This is a genomic window from Thalassospira sp. SM2505 (assembly GCF_054901115.1).
Genome location: NZ_CM142731.1, coordinates 4,433,678 through 4,451,491, shown reverse-complemented (window position 1 = coordinate 4,451,491; position 17,814 = coordinate 4,433,678). Strand labels below are relative to the sequence as shown.

The following is a 17,814-nucleotide window of genomic DNA, read 5'->3' as shown; positions in this document are numbered from 1 at the left end:
ATAGACATGGGCAAAAAGCTGTTCCGCATATATATCGCGGTCAGTCTGGATGGCTTCATTGCGCGCACCAATGGTGCGGTTGACTGGCTGGATCAATATGATCCGGCCGAGTTTGGCTTTGATGACTTTCTGGACTCCGTTGGCACATTGATCATTGGCAGAAACACCTTTGATCAGGTCATGGAATTTGGTGACTGGCCGTACGAGGCTCGCCGCACCATCGTTCTGACATCACGCGATCTTCCCGAAGACCGCCCGGCAAATATCGAGGCCTATGGCGGCAGCATTATCGAACTTGTCGATCAGCTTCGCGACAGTCGGAATGGGGACGGGGATATCTGGGTTGTTGGCGGGGGCAGCGTGGTGACGCAGTTCCTGTTTGGCGGCTTTGCCGACCAGCTTGATATCTTTACGGTACCCGAAGTGCTCGGCGATGGCATATCGCTGTTCGGGCGCGATGCCGGTGGTATCAAACCCCGACTTCTGGCGTCAGAGCGCTATAATTCCGGCGTGGTCCGCAGCCAGTATGGGTTGCATGATATCTGAATGACAAAAACCGCGCCCAAACGGCGCGGTTTTTGGTTCACCACGTTTCGGCTTAAAGGCCGATCATTTTTCTGAAAGCGCCAAGAGCTGTTCGGTGATTTTTTCGCGAACCTGCTTTAAAGCGTTGATTGCACTTTTCTGCCAATCGCTATCGAGCGCCATTTGCATGTTCTCGTTGTACTGCTCTTTGATCCTGATAGGGCCAGACTGGGTGATATTGTCGGCAGTTAAGGTTATGTCGCTGCGATTGTGTATGGTGATTTGCCAGAAGCCGGGTTCAAACCATGACCAGAATTCCGAAATATCAACTTTGACATCGGCGGCGCTGGCGTAATTCGGATCTTCTGGTGTCAAAACACGGTATCCTGCTGCCTGGAATCCGTTTTCGACCGTTTTGGCAATGGCGTCGGCGACGGTCTTGCCTTCGGGGATCAGCACATCGCCCAAGGCCATGCCATAGGTGTTGCGTTTACGCGCATAGGCGCGGGACGTGATCGACTTGTTATCAATTTCGTCATTGGCAAGTGAGGGGATATCCGGACTGGGCGGGTCAATCTGGAATTGACGGTTGTCGTTCACTTCCAGAATTCTGACCTCGGTCCCTTCGGCGGGGTTTTCAATGGTGTCTGGTTGTTCGATTTGAACGACACTTCGTGATGTTGCGCAAGCCCCGAGGAACGCAACGCAGCCGAGCACTGCGAGAATCTTAAGGTGATGAAGTTTCATGATAAATCCCCTCTGAATACTGAAAATATCAGTATCCAAAGGGGAAAGGGGATGCAAATTTAAATTGTGTTTCCCGGGTGAGTATCTCGTTTTTTGCTTAGATCTCGCCCAGTGCATCAAGCGATTCAGGCAGGATTTGTCCGCCGTCGACGATAATGGATTGGCCGGTGATATAGGCGGCCTCGTCGGATGCAAAGAACAGGGCGGCATTGGCGATGTCCTCGACACTGCCCAGACGTTTGAGCGGGATCGAGTTCGCCATCGAGTCCAGGTAATCCTGTCCAAGATCAGCCAGACCTTCGGTCATGATATTGCCCGGCATCACGGCATTGATCGTCGTGTTATAGCGCGACAGTTCCATTGCGGCAGTCCGGATGAAACCAAGCTGACCAGCCTTGGACGCACCGTAATGCGCCCAACCGGGATAGCCGGTGACCGGACCGGTTATGGACGAGGTGATCACGACCCGGCCTTTGCCGGCTTTCTCGAAATAGGGAATGCAGGCCTTTACGCAGAGAAAGCTGCTTTTGAGGTTGGTCGACATGACCTGATCCCAGTCATCTGCACCCATTTCAATCATTTTGACCTGCGGGAAGATACCGGCATTGGCGCACAGGATATCAATCCCGCCAAAGGTCTTTGCGGTGTATTCCGCCATGCCCATGACCTGATCCCAATCTGCGACATCACACAGAAACATATCCGCTGTACCACCGGCAGCCTTGATTTCCTCAACCGTTACGACCGCATCCTTTTCGGTGCGGGCCACAACCATGACCTTTGCGCCCTGTTTTGCAAAGACGCTGGCGATGCCCTTGCCAATGCCCTTGGAGCCACCGGTAACGATGACGCTTTTTCCGGAAATTGAAGTCAGCATGAGGGATCCTTTCATGAAGTCACGGCACGCCGGTCGATGCATTTGAAAAGCGTCTGACGGGTGCGTCGTCCCTGATTGTGCGGTGCGTTATGTTTTTCAGATGATCGGGGCAATTTTTCCGTGATGCAACAAAAAATGTTGCAAGTTACACATTTTAGAGCACAATATTCACAGAAGGCCGTCTAAAACGGCTTATCCGGTGAAATGCGTGACGGATGCCTTGGGCCAATGCCGACAGTTTTCAACGGCTTTGATGGCAGTCACCCGATCAGGTTTCGAGACGGTTTCAGCTTGGGAATGAGGGAGGCCAATATTGGGCGGAATTTACGATGACGAGCTGATTGCTGCCCTTAAGGCTGGTGCAATATCGGTTTTGGGCGGCTGGGGTATGGGGCCTGACAGCATCGTGTCGCTTTTGACGGTTTCGGAAAACGCCACCTTCCTTGCGACCGATCCGGATACGGGTGCCAGGATGATCTTGCGGGTACACCGGCCCGGTTATCACACCCGTTCCGAAATCGAGTCCGAACTTGCCTGGATCAATGCCTTGCGCGCGGCTGACGTGGTCGATACGCCCAAACCGCGCTTGCGCAGTGACGGATCACTGGTGGCCGGTTTTGATCAGGATGGCGTTACCCGCCATGTGGTGGCCTTTGATTTCATGAAGGGCGATGAACCATCCGCCGATGATGCCTTGATCGACGGGTTTTTCAAGTTGGGTGCGATTAGTGCCCGGTTGCATGGTCATGCCCGGAAATGGTCGCGTTCGGTGAATTTTGTGCGCAAAAGCTGGACATTTGACACCACCCTTGGCGCAACACCGCATTGGGGGGACTGGCGTGCTGCACCGGGGCTGGACCCGGACGGGCTGGCTCGTCTGGAACAGGTTTGTCGCCATCTGGATCAGAAACTTATGGCCTTCGGGATGGGGAGTGAGCGGTTTGGACTGATCCATGCGGATTTGCGTCTTGCCAACTTGCTGGCCGATGGCGACCGGCTTGGTGTCATTGATTTTGACGATTGTGGCTTTGGCTGGTTTGGCTATGACTTTGCCGCAGCCATCAGCTTTATCGAACTGGACCCGATCATTCCGGCACTCAAGGAAGCCTGGGTGGAGGGGTATCGAACCATCGCGCCATTTTCCAAAGCAGATCACGAGATGCTCGACAGTTTCGTGATGCTGAGACGGTTGTTGCTGACGGCATGGATTGCAAGTCATCCGGAAACACCAACGGCCCAGGAAATGGGAACCGATTTCACCAGCGGAACCCTTGCGATGGCGGAAACCTATCTTGCGGCAGAGGGGGTATCATGACCGAGGTGCGCCCCATCCTTGATATGAATGCCTATGACATTTCTGCCCCGGACAGAAATGACCCGGCGCGACCTGATCTTTTAAGTCGCCGGTTGCGCAATGTCGGGGCAGCATCGGTGCTGTTTTACCGCGACCCGATTGAAATGGTATCCGCATCGGGATGCTGGATGACTGCCGCAGACGGCACCAACTATCTTGATTTCTACAACAATGTGCCCTCGGTTGGGCATTGTCATCCACAGGTGGTCAGCGCAATGGCCGACCAAGCTGCGCGCCTGAATATCAATAGCCGCTATCTGCATCAGACGGTGGAAACCTATCTGGATCGTCTCAAGGAGACGTTTCCTGATCATCTGGAAAATATCGTTCTGACATGCAGTGGCAGCGAGGCCAATGACCTTGCAATCCGGGTTGCGCAGCGTACGACCGGGGCACGGGGCATCATCGTTACCGAAAGCGCCTATCACGGGAATACTGCGGCCGTGACCGAGATATCACCATCGGCGATCAAGCGCGGCGCGCTGCCCGATCACGTGATTGCGATCCCGCCTCCTGACAAGCAGGCCTATGGCGATAATATTGCTGCCGGTTTTGCCGATGCTGTGCATTCGGCGATTGAAACGCTGAAAGAACGTGGTTGCGGTGTTGCCGCCCTTATTGTCGACAGCATCTTTTCGAGTGACGGCGTCTTTTCAAATCCAAAGGGCTTTTTGCGACTGGCCGTGGCGGTTGTCCATCGCGCGGGCGGGGTGTTTATTGCAGATGAAGTTCAGCCCGGATTTGGCCGGACCGGTGATGCATTTTGGGGATTTGCGCGTCACGATGTTGTTCCCGATATCGTTAGTATGGGCAAGCCGATGGGCAATGGTTTTCCGATGGCGGGCATTGCGGTCAGGCCGGAATTGCTGGCCGCCTTTTGCGAGGATGTCGGTTATTTCAACACCTTTGCGGCAAGTCCGGTTGCCGCAGCCACAGGGCTTGCGGTGCTTGACGTCATTCGTGACGAGAACTTGCAAAATAACGCGACCGTGTGCGGCACCTATTTGCGCGAAGGGTTGCAGCATCTGGCCGAGATTGATGGCCGCATCAGTGATATTCGCGGTGCCGGTCTTTTTCTGGGGGTTGATCTGTCGGCTAACGGGGACCCGGCACAGCCAAGCGGGCAACTGGTCGGGGATGTGATCAATGCGATGCGCCGTCATCGCGTTCTGATCGGTGCAGCCGGAAAATACGGGCAGACATTGAAAATTCGTCCGCCCCTTTGCCTGAAACGATCAGAAGTCGATTTCTTTATCGAGGCACTGGGCAAGTCGCTTCGCGCCTGTGGCTAGATGAGTGTTCAGTCGGGTTGTTTGGCCTTGATCACGGAACCGGCGGCACGAATGGTTTCACCCAGTGCGCCCAACGGCTTCTGGTCACTGACCAGAACATCCACACCATTCCATTCGCAATAGCGCGCCGGGAAGGACTGATTGAATTTGGTGTGGTCGGCGACGATCATGCTGCGCGTGGCGCGTTCCATCATTACGGCGTAAACCTCGGATGCATCAATCATGGCGTCGCTTGCGCCGTCACCATCAAGGCCGCTGGCCCCAAGAATTGCCCATTCCACCCGATAGTTTTCCAGAAACCGGATGGTCTGTGCGCCATGCATCGCACCTTCCTGGGCGTGATAAAGACCGGGTGCCATGATCACGCGAATGGTCGGATTGATTGCAAGCACGGTCGCGACCCCGAAGGAATGCGTGATCACGGTCAGATCATTCATGGTCACAGCCAGACGCTTGGCGACATGCACTGTGGTTGCACCGGACCCGATCATGATATGGCGGGCACCGGCCAGAACCGGCATCGCCTGACGGGCAATCAGTTCGCGTTCGGCAATGTGAAGCTTGTGTCGTTCATTCAGGCCCGGCTCGCTTGATTGCCGGCGCACCGCACCGCCATAGGTCCGGTTGATCAATCCCTGCTGGGTCAGTTCGTCAAAGTCACGACGAATGGTCTCGGTCGAGACACCAAGACGTTCTGCCAGATCAATGATCCGCAAGGACGGTTCATGATCCAGTTCGCCTAGAATGCGTTGTTGTCGCAGGGATTTTTTGTTTGCTGCCATGGCGCGATGATAGTGCCGATACCCTCATCGCGCCAGAGGCTTAATGCGTTACAATGATGACGGATTGACCGGATTGAGGCCGAATTTCCTGCAATGTGCATGATAGCTGCTGGCAAGCTCATCAGCCCCGATCAGATTGCCGGTCTCGTCCTTGTAGGTCAGATGATGAGTGATCGCCTGCCCCTGCCAAAGCTTTTCAATTTCGGTCCGTTCCGGGGTGGTGCGGAACCTGCCAATGAAGTCATTGATGGCACACAGCAGGGTATAGGATGCCGGATCGGAGGCGACAGCGGCGGTGTAATAGTATGGCAGTGGCAGGATACTGCCTGGCAGGACCTCAATCCGGCCGTGCCAGGGACTTTCGGGATTGTTTGCGGCCCAGTGAAAGATCGGCTGATCAACGGCAAAGGCATCAACGGCCCCGTCGGCCAGTGCATCATGCAGGCGCGTCTGGTCGCTATAGGCGATCAGGTTGGAAAGTTTGGCAATACCACCGGGCTTGTTTTCATTGCCTGCCCAGCGAAGCCCCTGTTCTTCAAGTACCATGAAGGCGACCGGGTCGTTGATGATGCCAAGTACCTTGCCATTGAGATCGGAAAGCCGGTTAATACCGGTATTTCCCGCCCGGCGACACAGGGCGAAATTCAGATATGTATAGGTATCTGAATAGGCGACTCCCTTATAAAACTCGCTTGGGGGAAGGGCGCTCCAGACCACATCGGCGGCCGGGGTTCCGGGTTTGCTGCCAACAAACAGAAGTTCGGTCAGCAAGTCCCACGGATGTTCAACGAATTCGCACTCAACGCCCAGCCATTTCGCCAGTGCGCGTGCATAATCGGCATCAAGACCGCGCAGCGGGTCACCCGGTTTCAGGCGGAAAGACAGACCGACAAAGGCCGGTTCAATGGCGATCCGGATTTTGCCACGTGCCTTGATGTCGGCCAGCCGATCATAGGTCGGGTCATCATGAAGATGATTGGTCTTAAGGAAGCTCGCGAGTTTCTGTTGAGCCGAGCCCGTGTCTGTAAGGCTTCCGGCAAGGTTTCTGGTATCCGTGCGGGCCCATGTGACCTTGTTGCGGGTTCGCGCGGACGCATCCTTGCTTCCTGCAAGCAGTTCAAATACCACCTGATTATGTTCGGAGATGTCAGCCAGACGATCCGACATATTGGCAAAGCGTTCCTGCAAGGTGGCAAGGGATGCCTCGATCTCGTTGCCCAGACTGTCAAGGTCGCTACCGATATTGGCCATGCTTTGGCGTAAGGCACGGGTCACATCGGACAGGTCGATCAGATCGACGGCCTCGTTGGTGCGTTGCATGGTGCTTTGTGCCAGATTGCCGACTTCCTTGGCGACAACTGCAAAGCCGCGGCCATGGTCACCGGCACGCGCCGCCTCAATCGCGGCATTAAGAGCCAGAAGCTTGATGCCCTTGCCGATATCTTCAATTGCACCCAGAACCTTGTTGGCACCTTCGGCCTTGGTTTCAAGTTCCGCGCTGATGCGTTCAAGGTCGCTTCTGATGGCCTCGGTCTTGCGGGCAACGGTAGAGCGCGTGGTGTTCTGAATATCCCGGGCGACGTCGGTACTATTGGCAATTTCGCGACGGGTTTCATCAAGACCGGCGCGCAGATTGTTAGACCGGACATCGATCTCGCGCATCAGGCTATCCTGACTTTCGCCAGCCGTGTTGGCAAATTCCAGAAGGTGCTGGATGTAATCGAGTGCGGTTGAAATACCGCGCATCAGATCTTTGATCTGTGCTTTGGCCACAACGCTACTGTCTGCGTCATCGGCGACATGATGTGCCGAAAGGACGGTCTGTTCCATTTTTTAAAGCCTCGCCACTACCCAAGAGTATTTTTGATTTTGGGAATGTTTTTTTCTTATGGGGAAAGATTAGCGAGTGTGGCGTTATGTTGCAAGGCAACATACACGAAAAACGAGAGAAGTTGTTTCTTCACTCGGTCATCAGTTGCTGTCATTGAATTTTGGAAGGGCCGGTCACGAACAGGGAAGCGTAAAGACCTTATTCGCGGTGGTAGGGATGATTGGTCTGGATGGCGTGGGCCCGAAACAGCTGTTCGGCGATCAATGCGCGGACCAGCATATGGGGCCATGTTGCCTTGCCAAGCGACCAAAGCGTGTTGGCGCGGGATTTCAGTGCCGCGCCATGGCCGTCTGCCCCGCCAATGGCAAAGGCGATATTTCCGGCATACTGATCCATCCAGCCTTCAAGTTTTTGCGAAAACTCGATGGAGCCATATTCCTTGCCATGTTCGTCAAGCGCGATCAGGAAGGCGTTGTCGGGAATGACGCCAAGCAGCAATTCTGCTTCGCGGTCTTTAAGCTGATTGGGCGGGAGCTTTTTCTTTTCCTCGACTTCGCGCACGACAAAGGGCCAGCGCAGTCGGGCAGCATAATGGTCAAACAGATCTTTTTCGGGCCCGGCTTTGATCCGGCCCACGGCTGCAAGGGTGATTTGCATGGTTATGATCCTGGCCGTTATGCTGCAATCGGTCAGATATGCGCCCGAATGAAACGATATCAGTCGGGCGCAGCCGGGCTGCGCGGACTGTTAGTACAGTCGCGCTGCCTGCTGTTTCAGTGCCGGGTTTTCAACGCCCCACATCTCTTCGATGTTGTAGAAGGCGCGGACTTCCGGACGGAACAGATGAACAATGACGTCGCCGGTATCAACCAGAACCCAGTCACCCTGTTCCTTGCCTTCTGCCGCTGCACGGCCCTGACCGGCATCCTTGATTGCCTCGACAATATGTTCTGCCATGGAAGCCACGCGACGCGAGGACGAGCCAGTTGCGATGATCATATGATCGGCAAGAGAGGTTTTATCGGTCAGATCAATGATGACAAGGTCTTCGGCCTTGTCGTCTTCGAGGGTACTCTTGATCAGTGCAAGCATTTCGCCAGACTGAAGAGTTTGTTTTGCGGTACCTATGGTCGCCACCTTAATGTTCCACGTGCTGGACCGGTTTGAACCGAATGCCCAGATCACCGTTTGCTTACACCTGCCATCTGCCTTCGGCGCGGATTGCGGTCGAAGAAGCCGGATGGCGCTTGATTGGCAGGTATACCCAGGCCGGAACATCCAGATCGGCCAGCAAACCCGCCCTGTCCATGGGAATACGCCAGCGTTCCATACGGCGCGCAGCGGTCCCGGACAATGCCTTGTTAGAATACCCCTCACGGTCGATAACCGCAATGGGAGCACGTAAAATCAACCTTTCCCACCATTTCCATTTATGGAACTGGGCCAGGTTGTCTGCTCCCATCAGCCAAACGAACCGTGTTTGGGTAAAACGACGCTGCAAGGCTGCAAGAGTGTCGGCCGTATAGCGGGTTCCGAGCTCGGTTTCAATTGCAGAAACAACAATGCGGGGATGCTTTGCCATCATCAGTGCAGAATCAAAGCGATCTGCAAGATCGGCCATCCCGGTTGTCGGCTTTAACGGGTTCTGTGGTGACACCAGCCACCAAACCGCGTCCAACTGCAGGCGTTTCAAGGCTTCCAGCGAGATATGCAGATGCCCTTCATGGGCGGGATTAAACGACCCGCCCAGCAATCCGACGCGTTTTGGTGCCACATGCGATCTTGGCGCAGGTACGGTCATGGACGGGTCTGACCCTGACCGCGAACGATGTATTTATAGCTGGTCAGCTGTTCGACTCCGACCGGACCGCGCGCATGAAGCTTCCCGGTCGAAATGCCGATCTCCGCACCCATGCCAAATTCACCACCATCGGCAAACTGGGTCGAGGCATTGACAATCACGATCCCCGAATCAACTCCGTTGAGGAAGGTTGTGGTTGCGGCGGCATTTTCGGCAATGATCGCATCGGTATGGTGCGAGCCATAGGTGTTGATGTGATTAACGGCCTCTTCAACGCCCGAAACCACCTTGATCGACACAATTGCATCAAGATATTCAGTGACCCAGTCTTCAGACGTTGCAGCTTTGATCCGCCCATCAACCGCCTGTGCTGTTTCATCTCCACGCAGTTCACAGCCCTTGGCGACCAGTGCCTCGGCAATACGCGGCAACAGGCGTCCGGCAACCGAACTGTCAATCAGGATGGTTTCGGTGGCACCGCAAATCCCGACGCGACGCATCTTGGCATTGACGACAATGTCGACAGCCTTTTGTGGATCAGCGCTGGCATGAACATATGTGTGGCAAAGGCCTTCCAGATGCTTGAACAGCGGAATGCGGCTTTCATCGGTGATGCGCGCAATCAGTGACTTCCCGCCGCGCGGAACAATCACATCGATATAATCGGACAGTTTCAGCATTTCACCGACGGCTGCGCGATCGGTGATCGGGATCATCTGAATGGCATGTTCAGGCAGGCCAGCCTCAATGATGCCTGCAACCATGCAGTCAAAGATTGCACGCGAGGAATGGAAGCTTTCCGACCCGCCACGCAGGATCGCAGCATTGCCCGATTTGATGCACATCGCGCTGGCATCGGCGGTAACGTTCGGGCGGCTTTCATAAATGATGCCGATCACGCCAAGCGGTACGGAAACGCGGGCAATATCAAGCCCGTTATGTTCGGGGCTCCAGCGGGCCAGTTCGCGACCAACAGGATCGGGAAGGTCTGCGACTGCTTCGACACCCGATGCAATACCCTCAATGCGACCTGCATCAAGGGCAAGACGGTCCAGAAGGGCGGCGGTCAGGCCCTTTGCACGGCCTGCTTCCATATCCTTGGCATTGGCAGCAAGGATGGTTTCGGCGTTTTCGCGCAGTTTCGCAGCCGCCGCTTTGAGGGCAGCGACTTTTGGTTCGGCCGGGACCTGTGCAAGTTCGAGTGCAGCTTTGCGGGCATTCATACCCATTTCGCGCATAAGTGCAGCGATGTCCTGGCTTTCGATACTGGCAAGCGCCGTCATGGTCCTGATTCCGTTCCTAGAAAATGATTTGAACACACATGTCTCAAACCCGTCGTTTTGAGATTTTATCAACAAATTGACAAAATAGACATCAAACCCGCGCTCTGCAATGACCTTAAGTCGATAAACAATCGACGATGCTTGCCAAACGCGGCTTCCCGGTCCATCTGTTGATGACAGTAAGAAAAAGATATACCGCGCGCATCCCGCAATGCCGTTCGGTACCTGTTTGGGGATAAGAAATTGAAAAATATGGGTTCCGACCAACCGACTGCACGCGCAGAGTTCGGCGTCGTCAAAACATTCTTGCCCTATTTGTGGCCGCGTAGCGAGTTCGAGCTTAAGGCGCGTGTTGTTATCGCACTGATGTTTCTTGTCGGTGCCAAGGTCGCAAACGTTTACATCCCGGTTCTTTACAAATATGCGGTCGATGCGCTTGGCGGTGGGGACAAGGCCGGGGCAGCGGTCCAGTCATCTGGTACCGATACCACATCCCTGATTGTCGTGCCGGTGGCATTGATCATTGGATATGGTCTTGTGCGTATTCTTGTGTCGGCCTTTGGCGAGATGCGCGATGCGGTCTTTGCCAAGGTGGCCCAGCGCGCCATTCGCAGATCGGCGCTTAGCGTATTTGAACATCTTCACGGGTTGTCATTGCGGTTCCATCTGGACCGCCAGATGGGCGGACTTTCGCGGGCGATTGAACGCGGTGTTAAAGGCATCGAATTCCTTCTGTCCTTTATGCTGTTCAATATTCTGCCGACCTTGCTTGAAATCTTCATGGTCTCGGCGATTCTGTGGGCACTTTATGATGTCTGGTTTGCGCTGATTACCTTTGTCACCATCGTGATTTATATCGTCTTTACGCTGGTCGTGACCGAATGGCGCATGAAGTTCCGTCGCGAAATGAACAAGCGCGATGACGAAGCAAACACCAAGGCCATCGACAGCCTGATCAATTACGAGACGGTCAAGTATTTCAATAATGAAGCCCATGAATCCAAGCGTTATGACGCAGCCCTTCGTGGCTATGAGGTTGCCGCCGTTCAGTCACAGGTGTCACTTTCCAAGCTCAATGTCGGGCAGGGTGCGATTATTGCGGTGGGGCTTGTCCTGAACATGCTGCTGGCGGCTCAGGGTGTCAAAGACGGCACCATGACAGTGGGTGACTTTGTGCTGGTGAATACCTATTTGTTGCAGCTTTACATGCCGCTTAACTTCCTTGGCTTTGTCTATCGCCAGATCAAGCAATCCCTGACCGATATGGAGCGGATGTTCTCGTTGCTGGATGTCGACAAGGAGGTTGAAGACAAGGAAGGTGCCGATACGCTGGCCTGTCAGGATGCCGCGATCCGGTTCGAGGATGTGCATTTCTCCTATAATCCTGATCGCAACATCCTTAAGGGTGTGAGCTTTGACGTTCCGGCGGGCAAGACGGTTGCCGTTGTCGGCCCAAGCGGGGCGGGTAAATCGACCCTGACCCGACTGATGTTCCGGTTCTATGATGTGTCGGGTGGCCGGATCACCATTGATGGTCAGGATATCCGCGATGTTACCCAGAATTCCTTGCGTCAAAGCATCGGTATCGTTCCGCAGGACACGGTGCTGTTTAACGACACCATTGCCTATAACATTTCCTATGGCCGCCCCGGCGCAGAGCAGAGCGAAATCGAAAATGCTGCGAAACTTGCCAGCATCGATGGTTTTGTTGCGGCCTTGCCAGACGGTTTTAAAACCATGGTCGGGGAACGTGGCCTTAAATTGTCAGGTGGCGAAAAGCAGCGTGTTTCCATTGCGCGCATGTTGCTGAAACGGCCCAAGATCATGATCTTTGACGAAGCCACATCTGCCCTTGATACAAGAACGGAAAAAGACATTCAGCAGGCCCTGCGCGAAGTATCGCGTGGTCACACCACCCTTGTGATTGCCCACCGTCTGTCGACCGTGATTGATGCTGATGAAATTATTGTCCTGCGTGATGGTCAGGTGGCCGAACGCGGGCGTCATCAGGAATTGCTGGCTATGGAAGGTCTCTATTCCGAAATGTGGGCACAGCAACAGGAAATCCGCGAGGCCGAGGAAATCCTTGCCCATGCGGGGGGAATTCCCGGTTAATTTGGATCGGGTGCATTTTTCTCTGGAACATCGTGACGTTATCGCCAGATAAAAGGGATAACGTCACGATTACTTTTGGGGGGAAGTCCAGTGCCGAAAATGACAAGAAGCGAGCTTCATGCGCTTCAGGATCAACAGCTTGGACATGCACATGTCCATCACCAGCACCACCACCACCACCACCATCATGAACCGATGGATGAAGGCAAATATGCCGGTGATACGCGCGAAGAAGTCGACCGGATGCGCCGCAACATTCTGGTCGGACTGGGAATGTTGCCGCTTGCCGGCATGGTCCTGAACCCGACGCGGCAAGCCTGGGCACTTTCAAACGAAATCAGTGTTCGTGAAGACGGCCGGTATCGCTATATCACGTCGAATGCGATCCCCGATCACGCAACGGGCAGTTTCCCCAATCGCCGGAATCCCAATTCGATCAAGGCCCAGTCACTTGAATTCCGTATGCCGATCAATCCGCAGCGCAGCGGACGTTTCATGCCCAATCCGCGTAATCTTTTCGGGGTTGCTGTGAACGGTGTGCCGTTTGATCCGTTTACGGGCGAGTTCTGGAACCGTGATCGTCAGTCGGGTTGGCGCTACGAAGCGATTTCACCCACGCTTGATCTGGGCCTTGATCAGAACAATGCCCATGTGCAGCCCGACGGGACCTATCACTATCATGGCGTGCCAAAAGGCCTGATCACAAGCTGGTCACCAAGCCAGCATTCCATTCGCATCGGTTTTGCGGCTGACGGGTTCCCGGTCTATGCGATGTTCGGCTATTCAAATCCCGATGATCCGGGATCACCGGTAACCGCTTTGCGCAGTTCATGGCGGGTTAAGAACGGAACGCGCCAAGGTGGTCCGGGCGGGAAATACGATGGTACCTATGGCGAGGATTTCGAATTTGTCCCCGGCCTTGGCGATCTTGATGAAGCCAATGGGCGTGAAACCGTGACGCCGGAATACCCGCAAGGCACCTATGCCTATTTCGTCACTGAAAGCTTCCCGTTCATTCCGCGCGTGCTCGCTGGGATTCCAGATCCAAGCTTTGACAAGGGACCGGGCGGAATGCAGCCGGGTGGCCCGGGCGGCGGAGGTCCCGGTGGCGGTGGACCAGATGGTCGTCGCGGCCCTCCTCCGGGTGGTGGTTTCCCGGGACAGCGTCCTCCGTTTGGTCAGCGGCCGGGTTAAAACCGGTACTTGGACGACATTAAACAACAAGGGCGGTCATGCATGTTCTGACCGCCCTTATTGATTGCCGATTTTCCTAGGGAAGCGGGCCAAAGACACTTGTCGTATCAAGCAACCACAACGCCGTGCTGATGGTGATAAAGGACAGGGACGTCGCCATCATAAGGGACGCTGCACAAAGTCCTTCATGGCCATAACGCTGGCCGAAAATCGGATAGATGCTCAGCATCGGGGAACAGGCAAAGGCGACGCACGCGATCCTCAAAGTCGGGTCGAAACCGGGCAGTAAGTAAACCAGAACGAAGACTGCAATTGGATGGAGGACGAGTTTCGCACTGACGATGCGGGCCATGTCCGCACGCAGACCTTTAAGCTTAAGCCCGACAAGGCCGCCGCCAATAACAAACAATGCAACCGGCCCGGACGCAGATGCCAGCATATCAACAACCTTGAAGATCGGCGTTGGTAACGTGATCCCGGAAAGCGAAATTACCAATCCGATCATGATACCGATAATGATCGGATTACGGCCAAGATTGAGGAATGCCTTGCCCAGAACCTGCATGCGGGTCTGGCCGTTATTCTGTGAACTGTCGCCCAGCACCAGAACAAGCGGCATCATCACAAGGTTTTCAATAATAACGCACAGGGCCAGTGCAATTTCGGCGGTCGGGCCAAAGACCTGCGACGCGACGGGATAACCGACAAAGCCGCTGTTGCACATCGACATGCCAAGTCCCTGCAAGGTGGCATTCGCCTGTCCTTTCCCGGCGACCTTAAGCGCATAAAGATATCCAAAGGCAAAAACCAAAAGCGATCCACCGCCATAGGCCAGAAGATAAACCGGTTCAATGACTTCGGTCAGATCGCGTTGCGCCAATGCCCGAATCAGAAGGCAAGGCAACGCAAAATTCATTACAAACGCCCCCATGCCGCGGGTAATGCTTTGCGGAACGATGTTGCGATAGACGGCGAAATATCCGATTGCGATAATCATGAAGATCGGTGACGTGATCGCCAGAATATCAATCATGGGGCGTACGGGCTTTCCGGTTTGGCGCGATCAAGGAAGTGCGCAGGTGGCGGGTCAGAACCATCTTGTTGGAATGGCTGCAACAATCAGATATCCCCGCAATGTTCAATCGGGTCAAGAAACAGAATGGTTTTGTAAATGAACCAAACAGTAATGAATTGGCCAGACCAACTGTGTATCGATCATTTCCGTGGTCTTGATGGTCTGGAACAGGCGTCGTCACGGGGGCTCTCCGCCGCTGGAATTCTGCGCGATTATCGCATTCTGGAGACATTGGCTGAATTTGATCCGGTCATCGCGGGGACATTGCCGATCGGCATTGATACCGCGCAATCAGATATCGATATTCTTTGCCATGCATCTGATTTAACTGCGTTCGAACAGTTTGCCTTGCGCGCATTCGGGGCGATGTCGGGGTTTACATGTCATGAACGCCAAGCGACGCGGAATGTCCGGCCGGCGCTGGTTGTGCGCTTTACATGTGATGATTTGCCTGTCGAGATCTTTGCAACCGACTGCCCGGCGACCTTGCAATATGGCTTTGTCCATATGCTGGTGGAGGCGCGTATTCTTCATCTGATGGGCGATGGGTTTGCCGATGACCTGCGTGCGTTAAAGGAAACCGGGGTCAAAACCGAACCAGCCTTTGCAAAATTGCTGGAGATCGATGGTGATCCCTATATCGCGCTGGCTAACCTTGTGGAGCTTAATCCGGTCGAACTTGCGACGTATCTTTCGGCAAAGCCGCGATAGGTGAGTTAGCCCGTAGTTTCAATAACAAAGGCGCTGTCGCCAAGGCGAAGTTCACCCCCTTCAATCACCCGGCAGGTCACCCCGCCACGCCAATCCGGCGTCATGGCATCCATGAGCCCGGAAGCGGCGTCATCCATCCGGCTGCAAGGATCGGTTTCCCCGGTGATTTCAAAAGTTACGGTACCAATCACAAGTTTACTGCCCTTTTCACGTGGCAGATCAATTCCGCGCACCAAAAGGTTTGCCCGGCGGGTTGTCCATGGCAGATCAGGTCTGTTGATTTCATTGATGGCTGCCTGCCAGCCTTCTTCTGCCAATATTGTCACCTGACGACGACGCAGCTTTCCCCGGTAATCGCCGTCAATGCCAAGATCTGTGCTTGCCGTAACCTGATCAAGTGAGTCCATTGGCGCGCGCGATTTTGACTTGCGGGCAATGCCGATCAGTTCTGCTTTGACAGTCATGGTTCTTCCCGAATGCTGTGACAGATCAGGTCTTCCACTGGCCGGAAATCACCCAGCGACCGGCAAAGTTTTCAGGCACCAGAATGGTCTGGCGCGGCGAGCCGCTTTGATCAAGGTCCGGATAGTCCGTGGTGTAATGCAGGCCACGGCTTTCGCGACGCCACAAGGCGGATTGAATGATCAGCTTGGCAACCACGGACAGGTTACGAAGTTCAAGAAGGTCATTGGTGACGCGGAAATTGCCGTAATATTCATCGATTTCGGACAGCAGCAAGTCAACGCGATGTTGCGCGCGCTGAACACGCTTGGTGGTGCGGACAATCCCGACAAAGTCCCACATAACGTTGCGCAACTGTTCCCAGTTATGGGCAACAATGACTTCCTCGTCGGAATCTGTAATGCCGGTTTCATCCCAGTCGGGGATCGGCTTGAAGTGATCCTCGACCGGGAGGGCTTCAATAATGTCATTTGCGGCAGATTCGCCAAATACCAGACATTCAAGAAGCGAGTTCGATGCAAGGCGGTTTGCCCCGTGCAAACCGGTACCGGCACATTCGCCGATGGCATAAAGCCCGGTCAGGTCAGTCCGGCCGCGCAGATCGGTCAGAACCCCGCCACAGGTGTAATGGGCCGCCGGGACAACCGGGATCGGCTGTTTGGTCATGTCGATGCCATAACCAAGACAGGTTTCATGAATGGTCGGGAAATGTTCCTTGATGAAATCCGCACCCTTATGGGTGATATCAAGATAAACGCAATCGGCACCCAGACGTTTCATTTCATGGTCAATCGCGCGCGCAACAATATCGCGCGGTGCCAGTTCGCCACGTTCATCAAACCGGTCCATGAAACGTGTGCCATCAGGCAGCAAAAGCTTGCCACCTTCGCCGCGTACGGCCTCGGTAATCAGGAATGATTTGGCTTGCGGGTGATAAAGGCAAGTCGGGTGGAACTGGCTGAATTCCATATTCATTACGCGGCAACCTGCACGCCATGCCATGGCGATGCCATCCCCGGTGGAGCCATCCGGATTGGATGTGAAACGGTAAACCTTGCTTGCGCCACCGGTAGCCAGAACGACCGTACGGGCATTGAATGATTTGACGGTGCCGGTATCGAGATCAAGGGCATAGGCACCGATACAGCGACGACCTTCGCCGCCAAACTTGCGATCCGTCACCAGATCAATCGCAAGGTAGTTTTCAAAAATCTTGATGTTGGGATGATTGACCGCCTGACTTTGCAAGGTGGTCTGCACAGCGCGCCCGGTGGCGTCTGCGGCATGGACGATGCGTCGGTGGCTGTGTCCGCCTTCGCGTGTCAGATGGAATGGCTGGCTGTTATCCCCGTCAGGATCGCGGGTCAGTTGAATCCCGAGTTCATCAAGCCATGCAATCGCGCGTGGTGCATTGGCCGCGACGAATTCGACGGTTTCGCGTTTACACAGGTCCGCCCCGGCAATCAGGGTGTCGCGGACATGGTTTTCAATGCTGTCAGTGGCATCAAGAACGGCGGCAATCCCGCCCTGCGCCCAGTTGGTGGAGCCGTCATCAATCTTGCCCTTGGACAGGACTGCGACCTTTACATGCGGGGCAAGTTTAAGGGCGGTGGACAGACCGGCAGCACCACTACCGATGACAAGCACATCATAATGGAAAGAATTTTCGGACATTTTATCCCATCACTTTCGGGCGGTGCCAGATGGCAGGAACTGGCGCGGTGGCGTCATCATCTGGCTCCGAACAGACGCGCAGAATAGGACT

17 protein-coding genes are annotated in these 17,814 nt (G+C 54.7%); 6 read left to right on the top strand and 11 right to left on the bottom strand.

Features of this window, described 5'->3' with window-relative positions; all coding sequences use genetic code 11:
* Positions 1 to 6: 6 nt before the first annotated feature.
* The gene (locus ACTU44_RS20800; protein ID WP_462096269.1) at positions 7 to 546 is read left to right on the top strand and encodes a dihydrofolate reductase family protein; all 540 of its coding nucleotides are present in this window, start codon (positions 7 to 9) and stop codon (positions 544 to 546) included.
* Positions 547 to 609: 63 nt separating this feature from the next.
* Here the strand turns inward: ACTU44_RS20800 and ACTU44_RS20795 are convergent, their stop codons facing one another.
* Together ACTU44_RS20795 and fabG are read right to left on the bottom strand one after the other, a co-directional pair.
* Complete coding sequence (locus ACTU44_RS20795) at positions 610 to 1,272, bottom strand: YajG family lipoprotein (RefSeq protein WP_181850157.1); 663 nt, start codon at positions 1,270 to 1,272, stop codon at positions 610 to 612.
* A 97-nt stretch (positions 1,273 to 1,369) separates the two neighbouring features.
* The gene (gene fabG / locus ACTU44_RS20790) at positions 1,370 to 2,149 is read right to left on the bottom strand and encodes a 3-oxoacyl-ACP reductase FabG (protein WP_114097207.1); all 780 of its coding nucleotides are present in this window, start codon (positions 2,147 to 2,149) and stop codon (positions 1,370 to 1,372) included.
* A gap of 313 nt (positions 2,150 to 2,462) precedes the next feature.
* Between fabG and ACTU44_RS20785 the strand changes: the two genes are divergently transcribed.
* Positions 2,463 to 3,464 carry a phosphotransferase enzyme family protein gene (locus ACTU44_RS20785; RefSeq protein WP_462096268.1) on the top strand — a complete coding sequence of 334 codons (1,002 nt, stop codon included), beginning with the start codon at positions 2,463 to 2,465 and terminating at the stop codon, positions 3,462 to 3,464.
* Positions 3,461 to 4,795, top strand: a complete 1,335-nt coding sequence (locus ACTU44_RS20780) for an aspartate aminotransferase family protein (protein WP_462096267.1) — start codon at positions 3,461 to 3,463, stop codon at positions 4,793 to 4,795. Before ACTU44_RS20785 ends, ACTU44_RS20780 begins: the two co-directional genes overlap by 4 nt.
* Before the next feature lie 8 nt (positions 4,796 to 4,803).
* On the opposite strand, the gene ACTU44_RS20775 is transcribed toward ACTU44_RS20780, so the two are convergent.
* The 6 genes from ACTU44_RS20775 to ACTU44_RS20750 form a co-directional block, all read right to left on the bottom strand.
* Positions 4,804 to 5,577: a DeoR/GlpR family DNA-binding transcription regulator gene (locus ACTU44_RS20775; RefSeq protein ID WP_462096266.1), complete on the bottom strand. Its 774-nt coding sequence runs from the start codon at positions 5,575 to 5,577 to the stop codon at positions 4,804 to 4,806.
* Positions 5,578 to 5,625: 48 nt separating this feature from the next.
* Entirely contained in the window at positions 5,626 to 7,407 is a 1,782-nt protein-coding gene (locus ACTU44_RS20770; RefSeq protein ID WP_462096265.1) for a methyl-accepting chemotaxis protein, read from the bottom strand.
* Between the two features lie 199 nt (positions 7,408 to 7,606).
* Complete coding sequence (rlmH, locus tag ACTU44_RS20765) at positions 7,607 to 8,065, bottom strand: 23S rRNA (pseudouridine(1915)-N(3))-methyltransferase RlmH (protein WP_114097103.1); 459 nt, start codon at positions 8,063 to 8,065, stop codon at positions 7,607 to 7,609.
* Between the two features lie 90 nt (positions 8,066 to 8,155).
* Complete coding sequence (rsfS, locus tag ACTU44_RS20760; RefSeq protein WP_309471199.1) at positions 8,156 to 8,545, bottom strand: ribosome silencing factor; 390 nt, start codon at positions 8,543 to 8,545, stop codon at positions 8,156 to 8,158.
* A 55-nt stretch (positions 8,546 to 8,600) separates the two neighbouring features.
* Positions 8,601 to 9,209 carry a nicotinate-nucleotide adenylyltransferase gene (locus tag ACTU44_RS20755; protein ID WP_114097105.1) on the bottom strand — a complete coding sequence of 203 codons (609 nt, stop codon included), beginning with the start codon at positions 9,207 to 9,209 and terminating at the stop codon, positions 8,601 to 8,603.
* Positions 9,206 to 10,492 carry a glutamate-5-semialdehyde dehydrogenase gene (locus ACTU44_RS20750; RefSeq protein WP_336083042.1) on the bottom strand — a complete coding sequence of 429 codons (1,287 nt, stop codon included), beginning with the start codon at positions 10,490 to 10,492 and terminating at the stop codon, positions 9,206 to 9,208. Before ACTU44_RS20750 ends, ACTU44_RS20755 begins: the two co-directional genes overlap by 4 nt.
* A 252-nt stretch (positions 10,493 to 10,744) precedes the next feature.
* Between ACTU44_RS20750 and ACTU44_RS20745 the strand changes: the two genes are divergently transcribed.
* Together ACTU44_RS20745 and ACTU44_RS20740 are read left to right on the top strand one after the other, a co-directional pair.
* On the top strand, positions 10,745 to 12,607 hold the full coding sequence (locus tag ACTU44_RS20745) for an ABCB family ABC transporter ATP-binding protein/permease (protein ID WP_462096264.1): 1,863 nt from the start codon (positions 10,745 to 10,747) through the stop codon (positions 12,605 to 12,607).
* A gap of 99 nt (positions 12,608 to 12,706) precedes the next feature.
* The gene (locus ACTU44_RS20740; RefSeq protein WP_462097443.1) at positions 12,707 to 13,801 is read left to right on the top strand and encodes a YHYH protein; all 1,095 of its coding nucleotides are present in this window, start codon (positions 12,707 to 12,709) and stop codon (positions 13,799 to 13,801) included.
* Positions 13,802 to 13,877: 76 nt separating this feature from the next.
* Here ACTU44_RS20740 and ACTU44_RS20735 read toward each other — a convergent pair whose 3' ends face one another.
* Positions 13,878 to 14,834: an AEC family transporter gene (locus ACTU44_RS20735; protein ID WP_462096263.1), complete on the bottom strand. Its 957-nt coding sequence runs from the start codon at positions 14,832 to 14,834 to the stop codon at positions 13,878 to 13,880.
* A gap of 153 nt (positions 14,835 to 14,987) precedes the next feature.
* On the opposite strand from ACTU44_RS20735, the gene ACTU44_RS20730 reads away from it, so the two are divergent.
* Positions 14,988 to 15,587: a DUF4269 domain-containing protein gene (locus ACTU44_RS20730; protein WP_462096262.1), complete on the top strand. Its 600-nt coding sequence runs from the start codon at positions 14,988 to 14,990 to the stop codon at positions 15,585 to 15,587.
* 5 nt (positions 15,588 to 15,592) lie between these two features.
* Here ACTU44_RS20730 and ACTU44_RS20725 read toward each other — a convergent pair whose 3' ends face one another.
* Positions 15,593 to 16,051 carry an MOSC domain-containing protein gene (locus ACTU44_RS20725; protein WP_462096261.1) on the bottom strand — a complete coding sequence of 153 codons (459 nt, stop codon included), beginning with the start codon at positions 16,049 to 16,051 and terminating at the stop codon, positions 15,593 to 15,595.
* Between the two features lie 25 nt (positions 16,052 to 16,076).
* Positions 16,077 to 17,723 (bottom strand): L-aspartate oxidase, encoded by a 1,647-nt coding sequence (nadB, locus tag ACTU44_RS20720; protein WP_114097110.1) that lies wholly within the window; start codon positions 17,721 to 17,723, stop codon positions 16,077 to 16,079.
* Between the last annotated feature and the right edge of the window lie 91 nt (positions 17,724 to 17,814).

Coding starts and splice junctions, on each gene's coding strand:
- ACTU44_RS20800 (WP_462096269.1), top strand. CDS start 7: ATGGGCAAAAAGCTGTTCCGCATATATATCGCGGTCAGTCTGGATGGC.
- ACTU44_RS20795 (WP_181850157.1), bottom strand. CDS start 1,272: ATGAAACTTCATCACCTTAAGATTCTCGCAGTGCTCGGCTGCGTTGCG.
- fabG (WP_114097207.1), bottom strand. CDS start 2,149: ATGCTGACTTCAATTTCCGGAAAAAGCGTCATCGTTACCGGTGGCTCC.
- ACTU44_RS20780 (WP_462096267.1), top strand. CDS start 3,461: ATGACCGAGGTGCGCCCCATCCTTGATATGAATGCCTATGACATTTCT.
- ACTU44_RS20775 (WP_462096266.1), bottom strand. CDS start 5,577: ATGGCAGCAAACAAAAAATCCCTGCGACAACAACGCATTCTAGGCGAA.
- ACTU44_RS20770 (WP_462096265.1), bottom strand. CDS start 7,407: ATGGAACAGACCGTCCTTTCGGCACATCATGTCGCCGATGACGCAGAC.
- rlmH (WP_114097103.1), bottom strand. CDS start 8,065: ATGCAAATCACCCTTGCAGCCGTGGGCCGGATCAAAGCCGGGCCCGAA.
- ACTU44_RS20755 (WP_114097105.1), bottom strand. CDS start 9,209: ATGACCGTACCTGCGCCAAGATCGCATGTGGCACCAAAACGCGTCGGA.
- ACTU44_RS20750 (WP_336083042.1), bottom strand. CDS start 10,492: ATGACGGCGCTTGCCAGTATCGAAAGCCAGGACATCGCTGCACTTATG.
- ACTU44_RS20745 (WP_462096264.1), top strand. CDS start 10,745: ATGGGTTCCGACCAACCGACTGCACGCGCAGAGTTCGGCGTCGTCAAA.
- ACTU44_RS20740 (WP_462097443.1), top strand. CDS start 12,707: ATGACAAGAAGCGAGCTTCATGCGCTTCAGGATCAACAGCTTGGACAT.
- ACTU44_RS20735 (WP_462096263.1), bottom strand. CDS start 14,834: ATGATTGATATTCTGGCGATCACGTCACCGATCTTCATGATTATCGCA.
- ACTU44_RS20730 (WP_462096262.1), top strand. CDS start 14,988: ATGAATTGGCCAGACCAACTGTGTATCGATCATTTCCGTGGTCTTGAT.
- ACTU44_RS20725 (WP_462096261.1), bottom strand. CDS start 16,051: ATGACTGTCAAAGCAGAACTGATCGGCATTGCCCGCAAGTCAAAATCG.
- nadB (WP_114097110.1), bottom strand. CDS start 17,723: ATGTCCGAAAATTCTTTCCATTATGATGTGCTTGTCATCGGTAGTGGT.